Below are 14,159 nucleotides of genomic sequence, written 5' to 3'. Positions count from 1 at the left end.
ACAGTTCCTGCCGATACTCCGCTTCTGATTTGCCATTCTCCTGACGACGGAAATTTTGTTTCATCCGTTCCCACATCCGTTCATCCTCCTTACAAGCTGAATTATGTGCACAGTCTGCAAGACTACCTTATTCATACTTATTGAACAAAGGACAAACTTAGAACTAGGAACGGATCTATACTGCCATCTATCGCCAAAATAAAAAAGGAGCCGTAGCGGCTCCCCCAAGTGAGTCGAGAATGCCAAAGGACATTTCAGACTCCCTATTTATAACGTATAAATACACCTATTAATTGAGCTCTCTACGGCCTTCCAACGCTTTGGACAAGGTAACCTCGTCGGCATACTCCAAATCTCCACCCACTGGCAATCCGTGAGCAATACGAGTAACCTTGATTTCAAAAGGACGCACTAACCGAGAAATGTACATGGCCGTGGCCTCTCCTTCAATGTTCGGGTTCGTAGCTAAAATCAGCTCCTTGACGCGTTCATCACTGAGTCTATTCAGCAATTCCTTGAGTTTGATATCCTCAGGACCAATTCCCTCCATAGGAGATATCGCCCCGTGAAGCACATGGTAAAAACCATTAAACTCTTTGGTACGCTCCATAGCCACCAAATCCTTGGAATCCTGAACAACACAAATGACGGAAGTATCCCTTGTCTTATCCTGACAGATCCGACATGGGTCTGTGTCCGTAATGTTGCCGCAGACTGAACAGAAGTGAAGGTTACGTTTCACATTGACCAGCGCTTTGGCAAAGTCAATCACATCATCTTCCTTCATTTTCAGTACGTGAAAAGCCAACCGGGCAGCCGTCTTTGGCCCTACTCCCGGCAGGCGCGTAAAAGCGTCAATTAGCTTTGCAATCGGCTCCGGATAATACAATAGCGTGTTTCTCCTTTATGCAGCAGACTAGAACAAGCCCGGAATTTTCATGCCGCCTGTAAATTTACCCATATCATCATTAGCCAGTTCATCTGCTTTGGACAAAGCATCATTGACTGCAGTCAGCACAAGATCTTGCAACATTTCTACATCATCAGGATCTACAGCTTCCGGTTTGATCGTGATGGACAACACCTTTTTATGTCCATTTACCTCCACCGTCACAACACCGCCGCCAGAAGTTCCTTCGATTACTTTTCCGCCAAGTTCCTCTTGGGCTTTCAGCATTTGTTCCTGCATTTTTTTCACTTGCTTCATCATTTGGTTCATATTGTTCATTTCAATCATCTCCTTTAATGAAGTATACATCTAGAAACTTGATTCAATCTTTAATGACTACTAGGTCTTCCCCGAAAAGTTGAATAGCTTCATCAATCCAGGGCTCCTTGGACTTTCCCGGCGCATCATGCTCCGGCTCTAGTTGCAATTCTTCGGCAGGCTGGTCGGAAACTCCTTCAATCGCAGCATTCCAATCCTTTTGCATCATCGTTACTAAACGATAAGGATGACCCAACTGCTCATGCAATACCTTCTCGATGACCTGCTTATTGGCAGGCTTTTCGGTAGTTTCACGATGAATATTGTTCTTAAATGCGACCAGTACACTGTCCTCTAACACAGAAACTGGCTCACCGTCCATAAACCAGGCATGAACCGTAACTTTCGCCTCTTTTACCCCTTGCAAAATCTGACTCCACTTACGCCCCGCTGCCGCGAATGCTTCGCTCGACTTCTCAGCGATATAGCGATCCAACTGGGAAGGGAGTTTGGCTGGTGCTGAAATCCGCGGAGCAGGGGCACGACCCCCGGAAGCCTGACGGCCACCCGACGATGCCTCCTGCCCCCCTCCAACGGCCAATCCACCTTGCAGCGCACGTTCCAGTTTCTTTTCCAGTTCAGCAAGCTGGCGCTTCAATATTACGACATCTTCCTGATCAGCTGCAGCGCCAGAGCGTTGTGCGGTCGGCTGAGCAACAGCACCTGCTTCCCCCGGAATACTACATAGCTTCAATAGAGCTACCTCAAACAAGGTTTGGGGCTGTACGGCATATTTCATCTCGCTCTGGTAACGATTAAGGGTGTCAATCATTTCAAAGAGTTGTTCCTTGGTAAAAGCATCTGCCACTTCTTTAAATCGCTCTGGATCCAGCACTCGCTCCGTCATTTTGGTCGCCTGAGGCACCATCTTGATCATTAGCAGATCTCGGAAATAGTACAGAAGATTCTCCATGCACTTATCTGCACTTTTACCTTCCTGCATAAAGCTCTCGATCATTTGGAGCACCGTGCCCACATCTTCTTTCAGCAATGCTAAGGCAAGCTTACCGAATTGCTCGGACGCAATACCTCCCGTCATGTCCAGCACCTGCTGATAAGTAACCCGACCATCTGTAAACGAGGATATCTGGTCCAAAACGCTAACCGCATCTCGCATCCCGCCATCTGAAAGACGGGCAATGTACTGCAGTGCATCCGAATCAGCCTGTATGTTCTCCTGTTGACATATCAGGTCAAGCCGCTCTGTCTGTTCTTCCAGCGATACACGGCGGAAGTCAAACCGCTGGCAACGCGAAATAATGGTAGCCGGAATCCGATGTGGTTCAGTCGTAGCCAATATGAACATCACGTGTGGCGGCGGCTCTTCCAGCGTCTTGAGCAGCGCATTGAACGCTTCCGTCGTCAGCATGTGCACTTCATCAATGATATAAACCTTGTGCCGCACTTCTGTGGGCGCATATTTGACTTTATCGCGCAAATCACGAATCTCTTCAACGCCCCGGTTGGAGGCTGCATCAATCTCCTGTACATCCATGACCGCTCCGGCCGTGATCCGTTTACAGGCTTCGCATTCGTTGCAAGGTTCCGGCGCAGGTCCATGCTCACAGTTGATTGCCTTGGCCAAAATTTTGGCCGCACTCGTCTTACCTGTTCCTCGTGGACCGCTGAACAGGTAGGCATGGGACGTGCGATTTTCGCGGATGGCATTCTGCAATGTCTGGATAATATGCTGTTGTCCTACCATGTCCTTGAAAGCCTGCGGCCGCCAAGCACGGTACAACGCTATATGTTCCAATGCGCGTTACCCTCTTTCCCATTCACTTTCATGACCATTCATGGTCACTTCATTATACTATACTCCCGTCCGAATCTAAACCAGACACCTTCCAATTTATAAAACACAAAAAAAACATCTTCGCAATGATTGCCAAGATGTTCTAATTACCAATATATACCGTGCACCTGTTATTGATCGTTGTGATCCGAGCGGCAATCCTGAACAGCAACTCGGGCTAGGCAACCCTCCGGCACAAGAGTGGGCCTGCTTATGGCTGCTTCCTTCCGGACCTGACCAGGTTCACAAGTACTCATTGCGGAGGACCCAGCCGTCAACATTGTGCGCAGGGACCAGCCTCACATCAACAACACCTCTAACAGGAATTCAACCTCGCTATAGCGGATTGCGAGTTACAGGGCACCGCTACCTCCCCATCTAGCACGGTGAAAATAAGTATATCTTAAGGCCGCATAAAAAGCAAATACACATTATTACAAAAAGAGCCCTCTGCAGTCGCAGAAGGCTCTAATAACTTTATAACTTGCGGTAATCCATTAGATACCGTATTTCTTTTTGAAACGATCCACGCGTCCACCAGCATCAATAAATTTCTGCTTGCCTGTGAAGAACGGGTGGCAGGCGGAGCAAATCTCCACACGCAGAGATCCTTTCACAGAACCAGTTTCAAACGAATTTCCGCAAGCACAAGTGACAGTAGTTACGTTAAATGTTGGTTGAATAGCTTGTTGCATTGAACTTTCACCTCTTTCCGCCCTGAACGTCCTATCAGTCCAGAGTTGTATGAACACATGTTCACATTATAGCACTTGAATATGAGCGTTTCAACAACTCTTTTCTGCATTCAGAAACAGCGCAAAACAGGTGTATTTCAATTGCTGTGTGACCGTTTTAGGCCTTGGCAAATTTAGGACGTGCCTGCCCTTGCGGCGGTACATGAGTGTATGAACCGATGACTACATCCGGCAGTTCCTCACGATAAATCTCAAGCATTTGCTTCATGCCAAGGATCTCACCTTGTGCAGGTGGAATCAATTCCAGATAGCTTTCAGGATCGATGTTCAAATTACGCATTTGAATCAGCCTGAGCTTAGTTCGTTTGGCAAATTCAATCATTGCCTCAATTTCTTCTTCTCGGTCAGTTACACCCGGAAAAATCAAATAATTAATCGACGTATATACACCCTGCTCAGAAGCATAACGAAGTGATTTTTCCACATTAGCCAACGTGTAACCGCGCGGCTTGTAATACGCATTGTAATGATCGTCCAGTGCACTAATGGTACTAACGCGCATCAGATCAAGACCCGCATCCACGATTCCCCGGATATGATCGCTCAATCCCGCATTCGTATTGATATTGATGTATCCCATATCGGTAATGGAACGCACCTCTTTGATCGAATCAATAATCAGTTTGGCTTGTGTGGAAGGCTCACCTTCGCAACCTTGACCAAAACTAATGATGGATTCCGGTGTCTTCAAATGTTCCAGCATAACTTCTACAATTTCTTCGACGCGAGGACGGAAGTTCATTCTTGTCTGCGGAGATACGAAGCCACTGTCATCTGGCTGTTCAGATATACACCCAAAGCAACCCGCATTACAAGAATAAGATACCGGAACTCCCCCCTCCCAGCGATTCAGGAATGTGTTCGAGGAAGTAAGACATTCGTAGCCAAGCGCACAGTTAGACAAATGTTGGTACAGCCGATTTTCGGGATATTGCTCCGTCATCCGCTGAACACCCAATTTAACTTGATGGCGGTCACAGTTTTCCGGATTCCACTTGGACGGACTGTCACTCTGCTCAGCCGTTACATAAAATGCTCCGTCTTTCCAGACTACGGCCGAATAACCGAACAAGGGAAGCTTGTACTCCTTATCGGTCTTCACATATCCCGGCAGGCACAAGCGTGTAAAACCTTGCGGCAATAAAGCCCCTACTGCTTGCATATCTCCGGGAAGAGAAACCATTTCCCCTGTTTCAGGGTTCATACCGACCGGGCGAGTGCTGGGCAGGCTTACCAATGTAGCTCCTTCCGGTAACGGAATAAGCTCATCCTCCATGATTTCAACAATCATGTCTGCACTACGTGCAAGCCCATACAAAGAAGCATGATCATATACATTGCCTTTTTCGTCGGCATACACCAAATACATTTTGGAGCTCCTTTCGCTCCGTTAAGCCTACGCCATTAACAAAATGAATGATAACGACTGTGTACTTACGGAACAGATAAAATACATGAATGGGTTTTAGTTGGTTGAGGCCGGGACTGAGGCTGTGGTAGAACGCGTAGTTCTCCGTTGTTGCCCACCAGAACTGCTTTGCGAGCCACCAGAAGAAGGTGCCGCCAAATCAAACGAAGCCAGAAATTCAGCATTAGTCTTGCTATTACGCAGCTTTTTGAGGAAGCCTTCCACAAAATCATGGCTTTCCGTCATATTTTTACGAATGGCCCAGATCGTATCCAATTCTTCCTTGTTCAACAACACTTCCTCACGGCGTGTGCCGGAACGACGAATATCAATCGCAGGGAAGATACGACGTTCTGCCAGCTTGCGGTCCAAATGCAACTCCATGTTGCCTGTACCTTTAAACTCTTCATAAATGATATCGTCCATGCGTGATCCTGTATCAATCAGCGCTGTAGCAAGAATCGTCAAGCTACCGCCTTCCTCCACATTCCGAGCCGCACCAAAAAAGCGTTTTGGACGGTGAAATGCCGCCGGATCAATACCCCCACTCAAAGTACGACCAGAAGGAGGAATAACGAGATTGTACGCACGAGCCAAACGCGTGATGCTATCCAACAGGATGACAACATCCTTTTTATGTTCTACGAGACGTAGCGCACGCTCCAACACGAGTTCTGCCACTTTGATGTGATTTTCAGGAAGTTCGTCAAATGTAGAGGCCACAACTTCACCTTTAACAGAACGCTGCATGTCGGTCACTTCTTCAGGGCGTTCATCAATCAACAAGACAAAAAGCTCGATCTCGGGATTGTTGGTAGAAATGCTATTGGCAATTTCTTTGAGGAGAAGCGTCTTCCCAGCTTTGGGAGGTGCTACAATGAGTCCGCGCTGTCCAAGTCCGACAGGGGCCAGTACATCCATAATTCTCGTAGACAAATGGTTGGGGGAAGTTTCAAGGACTAATTTGGTTTGCGGATACAGTGGAGTCAGTGCAGGAAAGTGTAGCCGCTCAGCAGCTTGCTCAGGACTTCTTCCATTGACGGCGTTAACTTGAAGCAATCCAAAATATCGTTCATTCTCTTTTGGCGTTCGGCACTTACCGGAAACAAGATCGCCTGTTCTCAAGTCAAACTTGCGGATTTGCGAAGCAGAGATGTAAATATCTTCGGTACTCGGGAGATAATTGATCGGCCTCAGAAAGCCGTAACCTTCAGGAAGGATTTCCAGAACCCCTTGCATAAACATCAATCCGCTCTTCTCAGCTTGTGCACGCAGGATAGCGAAAATTAGTTCTTTCTTCTTGAGCGTTCCGTAGTACGGGATCTGGTATTGCTTGGCCAGCTTGTACAGGTCGGTCAGCTTCATTTCTTCCAGATCGGAAATTTGCAGATCCATATAATAACCACCTATTCAATTATTAAGTCCATTCATACATCTAAATGATAGACAATGATATCATAAACACCATTAACATAATTTTAACCAAAACAAATAAAGTTATGCAGCCATCTGCCTGGATTATACCGAATTATTCCGGTTTTCCGATAATTGATTGTTAGGTATGAACCACAATCTTTTATCAAGCAGCGGCTGCACAGGTGTTGCCCGTTCTATCGCTTTCGTTCCGGGAGTTCGAAAAAATTGCACGGCTTAATTATTCAGTCTGCCGCCATACATCCGCGCCCAAAAGACGCAGGTTAGAGACAAGGTGATCATAACCACGGTCAATGTACTCGACACCCGTCACCTCGGTTACGCCTTCGCTTACTGTAAGTCCAGCAATGACAAGGGCCGCTCCGGCGCGCAGATCTGCCGCTTTTACTTTAGCTGCATTCAATCGACCACCCTCTATAATGGCAGACCGACCCTCTACGCGAATTTTAGCCCCCATACGCACCAGCTCAGGGACGTGCTTAAAACGACTGCTGTACACAAAATCGCTCAATACACTGACACCCTGCGCTTGGGTAAGCAAGCTGGTCATGGGAGATTGTAAATCTGTGGCGAATCCGGGGTATATCAAGGCTTTAACGTCGACATGTTCATAAGAAGGTGCACCCAGTACGCGAATACTTTCATCATATTCCTCGATACCGATGCCCATTTCCTGCATTTTTGCAGTGAGAGCCTCCATATGTTTGGGGATTACGTTGTCAATCAATACATTTCCACGGGTTGCCGCAGCAGCAATCATGTATGTGCCCGCTTGTATACGGTCAGGTATGATGGAATGACGGCAGCCATGTAGCTCCGACACACCTTCAATTCGAATCGTCTCCGTACCGGCGCCTTTAATAATGGCCCCCATAGAGTTTAAAAGGGTTGCTACATCTATAATCTCAGGCTCTTTAGCCGCATTTTCGATAATTGTGGCGCCTTTGGCACGTGCTGCCGCCAGCATAATATTAATGGTAGCGCCTACGCTGCTAACATCCAAGTAAATCTTGGTTCCGCGCAGTTCTTTGGCGTGCAAATGAATAGCGCCGTGCTCGTTCGTAACCGTGGCACCCAGCGCTTCAAAACCTTTGATATGCTGATCAATGGGCCGGGGTTCGAAATTGCACCCTCCTGGCAAACCGATGATCGCTTCCTTGAATCTGCCCAGCATGGCTCCCATCATATAATAAGAGGCTCGTAATTTCTTAACAGGCCCATTCGGCATAGGAATGGATTTAATAGAGGATGGATCTATTTTCATCTGGCTACCTTCCCAGGCAACCGTTGCACCAAGTTCCTCCAGTATTTCGGAATACACCGCCACATCACTCAACAGTGGCAAATTGTCCAAAATGACTTCCGACTCTGCCAGAATGGCTGCGGGAATCAAGGCGATGGCACTGTTTTTGGCACCGCTGATGGAAACTGTACCCTGAAGCGGCCGTCCACCGGTGATCATCAATTTTTCCATAAGCTTGAGGGTCCCCCTACGTGTTTTGCAGTCGGTCAAACAATAATCTCAAATAAAACTTTTAACTTTTTTAGTGGTGAAAATGGAAAGACACCGGCTAAGCGGTGTGCTTTCCATACCAAACTATTCAACTGTACAGATTTAAGTATTTTGTGCAGCAGAACTACAGCTACAACTAAGAAATACATCTAGCCTGTGCAGATGCACGACCAGTTTGATTCATTATTACGCTTTGTTGTTGGAACCGAACTCACGAATTTTACCGATAACGGTTTGTTTAATCGCTTCACGACCTGGAGCGATGAATGTACGTGGGTCATAAGCATCCGGTTTCTCAGCAAGCACTTCGCGAACCACTTTCGCAAATACGATTTGGTTCTCAGTGTTTACATTGATTTTGGAAGTTCCCAAGGAGATTGCTTTTTTAATGTCATGTGTTGGGATACCAGTACCACCGTGCAGAACGAGTGGAAGTTTGATTGCATTGCAGATCTCTTCCATTTCTTTAAATCCGAGGTTTGGCTCGCCTTTGTATGGTCCGTGTACGGAACCCAGTGCAGGTGCCAGTGTATCGATACCTGTTTCGTTAACGATACGCAGACAGTCGTCCAACTTAGCGTACATTACGTCGCCGACAACATCATCCTCTTGACCGCCAACCATTCCAACTTCAGCTTCAACAGAAACGCCTTTGGAATGAGCATATTCAACCACTTTTTTCGTTGTAGCAATGTTTGTGTCGATCGGGCTGTGGGAATCGTCAATCATAACGGATGTGAAACCAGCGTCGATAGCTTCTTTACATTTTTCAAAGCTGGAACCGTGGTCCAAATGGATCGCAACCGGAACGGTGATTTTCATGTCATGAATAAGACCTTCTACCATTTTAACTACAGTGTAGAATCCGCCCATGTGACGTGCTGCGCCTTCAGAAACACCCAAGATTACTGGGGATTTTTCTTCTTCAGCAGCGCCCAAAATAGCTTGAGTCCACTCCAGGTTATTAATGTTGTATTGACCTACTGCGTATTTTCCTTCGAGTGCTTTGTTCAACATGTCTTTCATAGATACCAATGGCATGGTTACAGTCCTCCTAAAGGTGTTTGGGTTTGTCTATATTTTTAGCCGACATCACATACGGGCTTATTATACCACAACCCATGTTAAATACTAAACAAGCTTTTGCATATCAACACATACAAAAATCACGCTCAGGACGCCGTTTTTCGATAGAATTGTATAAGGAGAGGATTTACTTTCAGTATTTCCCATAATCACAAACAAAAAACCCTGTTGTGTTAACAGAGTTCTCAACCACCGTGACTCACCTAGTCACCTCTGAGTTGTTTGTTCACAGCAATCCGCATTTCGTCAATATCAAAGGGCTTGGTAAAATGCATTAGCGCACCTAGCTCCGTCGCCTCTTTAATCATGTCCAGTTCTCCATATGCTGTCATCATAATAACCTTGATATCGGGATTCATGGTTTTTAGATGTTTCAGAATTTCGAGTCCGTCCATACCTGGAATTTTCATATCGAGCAGAACCAGATCAGGTGGTTCCTTCTCAACAATTTCAAGTGCAATTTTCCCGTTCGCCGCCTGAAAGGTCTCATAACCCTCACTTCCGAACACTTCCATCAGTAAAATCCGTATTCCATTCTGGTCATCGACGATTAATACTTTCTTCTTTTCCAATGTTTTAACCTCCTAAGATCTTAAAACGAGGATCATGCAGCTATTGCCATAACAGCGTCCGATGACGTACAATATCCGTCCCATACCTAAAACTATATTCGCTCCTGCAAAAAGAAAATCCTTCTCTAATACATAATTGTGGAATATTCTTTCATAATCAGGAAGCATGGGATAAAAAAAGACCTCCCGTAGGAGGTCTTTCAAGCCGTAGCATTAACCTTGAAGCTGCAATGCTGCCTTTACAAATTCACGGAACAAAGGCTGCGGACGATTCGGACGGGAAGTAAATTCCGGGTGGAATTGTACCGCCAGGAACCACGGATGCTCAGGAAGCTCCACGATTTCCACCAAGCGCCCATCCGGTGAAGTACCGGAAATACGAAGACCCGCTTTTTCAATAACTTCACGATATTCGTTATTGAATTCGTACCGATGACGGTGTCTTTCGTACACCAGCTCGTCGTTGTAGCAAACAGAAGCCAGGGAGCCTTCCACCAGTTTGCATGGATACAAGCCAAGACGCATCGTACCGCCCAGATCTTCGATGTCTTTTTGGTCGGGAAGCAAGTCAATGACAGGATAATCCGTTGCCGGATTAATTTCCGAGCTGTTGGCTCCTTCGAGACCAGCCAGGGAACGTGCAACCTCAATGACAGATACCTGCATACCCAGACAAATACCGAAGAACGGAATTTTTTGCTCCCGTGCATAACGGATAGTACTAATTTTGCCTTCAATTCCGCGATCGCCGAAGCCACCTGGTACGAGAATGCCGCCAATGCCGCCCAGCATGTCAGCTACGTTCTCGTCCGTCACTTCTTCAGCATTCACCCAACGGATTTTTACGTCTGCATTCGCATCAAATCCAGCGTGCGAAAGTGATTCAACCACACTTAAATAAGCATCATGTAATGCAACATATTTACCAACAATAGCAATTTCAACCGTTTTATCCAGCTTGCTGATTCGATCAACTAACCCTTCCCATTCGGTCATATCTGGTGCAGGTGTTGTCAGCTTGAGATGGTTAACTACGATTTCGTCCAAGCCTTCTTCACGTAGGTTCAACGGAACCTCGTAGAGGGTTGAAGCATCGCGGCATTCTACCACTGCATTCGCATCAATATCGCAGAACAATGCAATTTTAGCCTTCATATCGGAGGACAGTTCATGCTCTGTACGGCAAACAATGACATTCGGTTGGATGCCGATGCTGCGCAGTTCTTTTACACTGTGCTGGGTTGGCTTGGTTTTAACCTCACCAGCAGCTTTAATATAAGGAATGAGCGTTACGTGAATATACATCACATTTTCGCGCCCAACTTCGCTTTTGAGCTGACGAATAGCTTCCAAAAATGGCAAGCTCTCAATATCGCCCACAGTACCGCCGATTTCTGTAATAATTACGTCCGAACCCGCTTCACGGCCTGCACGGTACACGCGCTCCTTGATTTCGTTCGTAATATGAGGGATAACCTGCACCGTACCGCCCAAATATTCTCCGCGACGCTCTTTGCTGATTACGCTGGAATATACCTTGCCTGTTGTGACATTGCTGTTCTTGGACAGATTAATATCAATAAAGCGCTCATAGTGTCCCAAGTCAAGGTCCGTTTCCGCACCATCATCCGTTACAAACACTTCACCGTGCTGGTAAGGACTCATCGTACCCGGATCGACATTCAGGTAAGGGTCAAATTTTTGAATCGTTACCTTCAGTCCCCTGTTCTTCAAAAGCCTCCCCAGTGAAGCTGCCGTAATCCCTTTGCCCAAGGAAGACACAACCCCGCCTGTCACAAAAATATACTTTGTCACTGTTCAAAACCCTCCTAGATAAGATGCAAAATTCAGGCGACATTATGATGTTATCGTAACCCGTTTGCACGGATTATCATCCATGAAGAAGGCAGCGGAATCATTTTCCATGTCCGCCGCCCTTAGCCTTCTTTCATGAGTGAAAACACCCCTATAAAAAACAAAAAAGCACTCCCGTAGTACGGGGCACTTTTATAAAAAAAGCAAACATATAAGTGAATCAATCATAAGCCCAAGCAATAGTTTACCCCGTGTCCAATCCGCTGTCAAGGAAGTTATATGTGTTAATTTGTCCATTGAACCAGATTGGAGAGAATCCACCTGAAAGCTTTAAATCAGAAGAGGTTTTCAATAAAACGGTCATGAAAAAGGGGAGAACGCATCTCCCCTTGCAGCCTGTTCCTAACGAAGTGAATCGTCGTCTTCCGTCGACTCATCGTCATTTTCATCTTCTGAATCTTCCTCATCACTGAGGTCCTCGTCGTCTATAACCACGTCTTCATCACTATCATCATCATCTTCTCCGTCGAACAGCTCGTCTTCGCCGTCCTCGTCTTCGCTATCTGCATCGAAGTCGTCATCAGAGTTGTATGTTTCTTCTTCATGATAGTCATCTTCGTCGTCATCGTCTTCGTCGTTAATAATACGAGGACGCTTGGCGCCTGTCAGGGCATCTTCGGATTTATCTACCGGATACCAACGTTTCAAGCCCCACAGATTCGTACCGACACAGGCAAAACGCCCGTCAATGTTGATTTCAGTATATAGCTGAGCAATAACGTCATTAATTTCTTCGTCAGACAAGCCGCGCAATTTGGCGACTTCCTTCATCAGGTCACGGTAATAATATGGAGTATTGGCTGCTTTCAATACCATAAATGCCAAGTCCACCATTGGAGTCTCGTGGACTTTCTCCGGGTCAATCTTCAAGTTGAGTGGGGTACTCACCTAGGGACACTTCCTCTCACACGTAATTCACAAGAACATGTTTCAGAGCATACACGATACATGCAATACTAACATATCCATTATCAAAACTAAGTAAAACCTATTTGGAAGCAAATTGCAAGTTAAAGATGGGTATCGTCATAATTTCCAGGAATATCCCCCTAAACAAGACGGCACACGTAAAAAGACGGGGTCCCCCCCGTCTTCGACTGTACCCGCTTCGGGAGAACCCCCAAAGTTGTTGCACAAGAGCTTATGCCCTCCATGTATCGTATGTGTCCACATCCACTTTGACACGACAAGCAGGCCTATTTACTTAAAAAAGGGGCAGGTTTCCCATGCCGCAGCTGACGCTTGCTCATACTATACCTCAGCATGGCTCATCGGAGGGGGACCGTCTCAAATGGACTATCCGGATTTTTTGCAGCGTTTGCATGAGGGTATTTCGGAGCCGTCCGGCAGTGGACGGAACAAACAGATCATCACGTTCGATAAGCCTCACCAATACCGGGAATGCCTGTCCTATCTCAGGAAGCTGAAACCCGAGCTTGCGGGATTACGGCAAGTACAACCGGCCAGACTAATCCGTGCTTTAATCGCTCCGCTTTCAGGGGGAGACAGGCTGGGCAAATATCACAACGGTGTTACCGTTGAAGAAGATACCCGCATGAAGGTTCACGCTGAAACTGCTCATATACCAAAAGCAGAGAAGAACCTTTCCATGCCATGGGGAGTCAAACAGGTACGTGCATACAAGGCTTGGCCTTCCTCGACAGGGAATCGGGTCAGAATCGGTGTGATCGACACAGGAGCGGATTTTCAACATCCTGATCTTCGCCATTCTCTCGCCAGAGGTATTAATTTGCTTAACCGAACCATGCTACCCTATGACGATAATGGCCATGGTACTCATATTGCTGGAACTATCGCGGCGTCCAACTATGACGAAGGTATGGTGGGCGTAGCACCACGAGCTTTAATTCATCCCGTAAAAGCATTTGATCATAATGGAGCCGCCTACGTCTCCGATATCATTCTTGGTATCGACTGGTGTGTATTAAATCGTGTCGATATCATCAATATGAGCTTTGGTATGAAGTCGCGCAGCAAGGCATTACTTGATATGGTGAATAAGGCATATCATAACGGCATCGTCGTTGTAGCGTCCTCAGGAAACGAGGGCAAGCGCCGAAGTATTGACTACCCCGCCCGCTATTCCCAGACGATCTCAGTGGGGGCTACTGACAAATACAGACGCATTGCACCTTTCAGCAACCGAGGGCAATTTGTAGACGTGTACGCACCTGGCGAAAAGATCACATCCTCCTGGATCCATGGCAAGCATCACGAAATGAGTGGTACCTCTATGGCTACTTCCCATGTGACCGGAAGCATCGCACTTCTCCTTTCACTGAGGCCGGAACTGGGGCCTGGAGAAATCAAGGCGTTGCTTAAGCGTACCGCCACACCACTACGCCTGCGCAAAAGCGCTGGACGTAGCTCTATCTCGACCAAACTTGGCGAAGTCGATGCCTTCCGGTTGATGCAGGAGGGCACAAAGTGAAT

13 protein-coding genes and 1 other RNA gene (1 of these 14 cut by a window edge) are annotated in these 14,159 nt (G+C 46.7%); 1 reads left to right on the top strand and 13 read right to left on the bottom strand.

What is annotated here, in order from left to right; all coding sequences use genetic code 11:
- The 13 genes from ACYCS5_RS15510 to rpoE form a co-directional block, all read right to left on the bottom strand.
- Positions 1 to 76 carry the start of a DUF2508 family protein gene (locus tag ACYCS5_RS15510; protein ID WP_029514885.1) on the bottom strand. Its footprint begins 236 nt before the window's first position, so the window shows 76 of its 312 coding nt (coding positions 1–76); its start codon is at positions 74 to 76; its stop codon lies off the left edge, out of view.
- A 213-nt stretch (positions 77 to 289) separates the two neighbouring features.
- Positions 290 to 889, bottom strand: coding sequence for a recombination mediator RecR (recR, locus tag ACYCS5_RS15505; protein WP_013308227.1), 600 nt, complete (start codon positions 887 to 889; stop codon positions 290 to 292).
- 27 nt (positions 890 to 916) lie between these two features.
- The gene (locus tag ACYCS5_RS15500) at positions 917 to 1,228 is read right to left on the bottom strand and encodes a YbaB/EbfC family nucleoid-associated protein (RefSeq protein WP_013308226.1); all 312 of its coding nucleotides are present in this window, start codon (positions 1,226 to 1,228) and stop codon (positions 917 to 919) included.
- Positions 1,229 to 1,271: 43 nt separating this feature from the next.
- Positions 1,272 to 3,023 (bottom strand): DNA polymerase III subunit gamma/tau, encoded by a 1,752-nt coding sequence (gene dnaX, locus ACYCS5_RS15495; RefSeq protein ID WP_459759739.1) that lies wholly within the window; start codon positions 3,021 to 3,023, stop codon positions 1,272 to 1,274.
- A gap of 159 nt (positions 3,024 to 3,182) precedes the next feature.
- An RNA gene (gene ffs, locus ACYCS5_RS15490) (signal recognition particle sRNA large type) lies at positions 3,183 to 3,449 on the bottom strand.
- Between the two features lie 110 nt (positions 3,450 to 3,559).
- Positions 3,560 to 3,757, bottom strand: coding sequence for a 50S ribosomal protein L31 (rpmE, locus tag ACYCS5_RS15485; protein WP_013308223.1), 198 nt, complete (start codon positions 3,755 to 3,757; stop codon positions 3,560 to 3,562).
- A gap of 157 nt (positions 3,758 to 3,914) precedes the next feature.
- Complete coding sequence (locus ACYCS5_RS15480; RefSeq protein WP_029514889.1) at positions 3,915 to 5,186, bottom strand: radical SAM protein; 1,272 nt, start codon at positions 5,184 to 5,186, stop codon at positions 3,915 to 3,917.
- A gap of 96 nt (positions 5,187 to 5,282) precedes the next feature.
- Positions 5,283 to 6,620: a transcription termination factor Rho gene (rho, locus tag ACYCS5_RS15475; protein ID WP_029514891.1), complete on the bottom strand. Its 1,338-nt coding sequence runs from the start codon at positions 6,618 to 6,620 to the stop codon at positions 5,283 to 5,285.
- A gap of 259 nt (positions 6,621 to 6,879) precedes the next feature.
- Entirely contained in the window at positions 6,880 to 8,133 is a 1,254-nt protein-coding gene (locus ACYCS5_RS15470; RefSeq protein WP_029514892.1) for a UDP-N-acetylglucosamine 1-carboxyvinyltransferase, read from the bottom strand.
- A gap of 225 nt (positions 8,134 to 8,358) precedes the next feature.
- Positions 8,359 to 9,213, bottom strand: coding sequence for a class II fructose-1,6-bisphosphate aldolase (gene fba / locus ACYCS5_RS15465; protein WP_013308219.1), 855 nt, complete (start codon positions 9,211 to 9,213; stop codon positions 8,359 to 8,361).
- Between the two features lie 248 nt (positions 9,214 to 9,461).
- A complete protein-coding gene (locus ACYCS5_RS15460; RefSeq protein WP_013308218.1) occupies positions 9,462 to 9,830 on the bottom strand; it encodes a response regulator in 369 nt (122 codons plus the stop codon).
- 213 nt (positions 9,831 to 10,043) lie between these two features.
- The gene (locus ACYCS5_RS15455; RefSeq protein WP_039275105.1) at positions 10,044 to 11,645 is read right to left on the bottom strand and encodes a CTP synthase; all 1,602 of its coding nucleotides are present in this window, start codon (positions 11,643 to 11,645) and stop codon (positions 10,044 to 10,046) included.
- A 402-nt stretch (positions 11,646 to 12,047) separates the two neighbouring features.
- Complete coding sequence (rpoE, locus tag ACYCS5_RS15450) at positions 12,048 to 12,593, bottom strand: DNA-directed RNA polymerase subunit delta (RefSeq protein ID WP_029514893.1); 546 nt, start codon at positions 12,591 to 12,593, stop codon at positions 12,048 to 12,050.
- 403 nt (positions 12,594 to 12,996) lie between these two features.
- Here rpoE and ACYCS5_RS15445 point away from each other — a divergent pair, with 403 nt between their 5' ends.
- Positions 12,997 to 14,157, top strand: coding sequence for a S8 family peptidase (locus ACYCS5_RS15445; RefSeq protein WP_029514895.1), 1,161 nt, complete (start codon positions 12,997 to 12,999; stop codon positions 14,155 to 14,157).
- Positions 14,158 to 14,159 lie beyond the last annotated feature (2 nt).

Source organism: Paenibacillus sp. SEL3 (assembly GCF_054602585.1).
The sequence above is the reverse complement of the archived record's forward strand: the minus strand, read 5'-3'. Positions and strand labels throughout refer to the sequence as shown.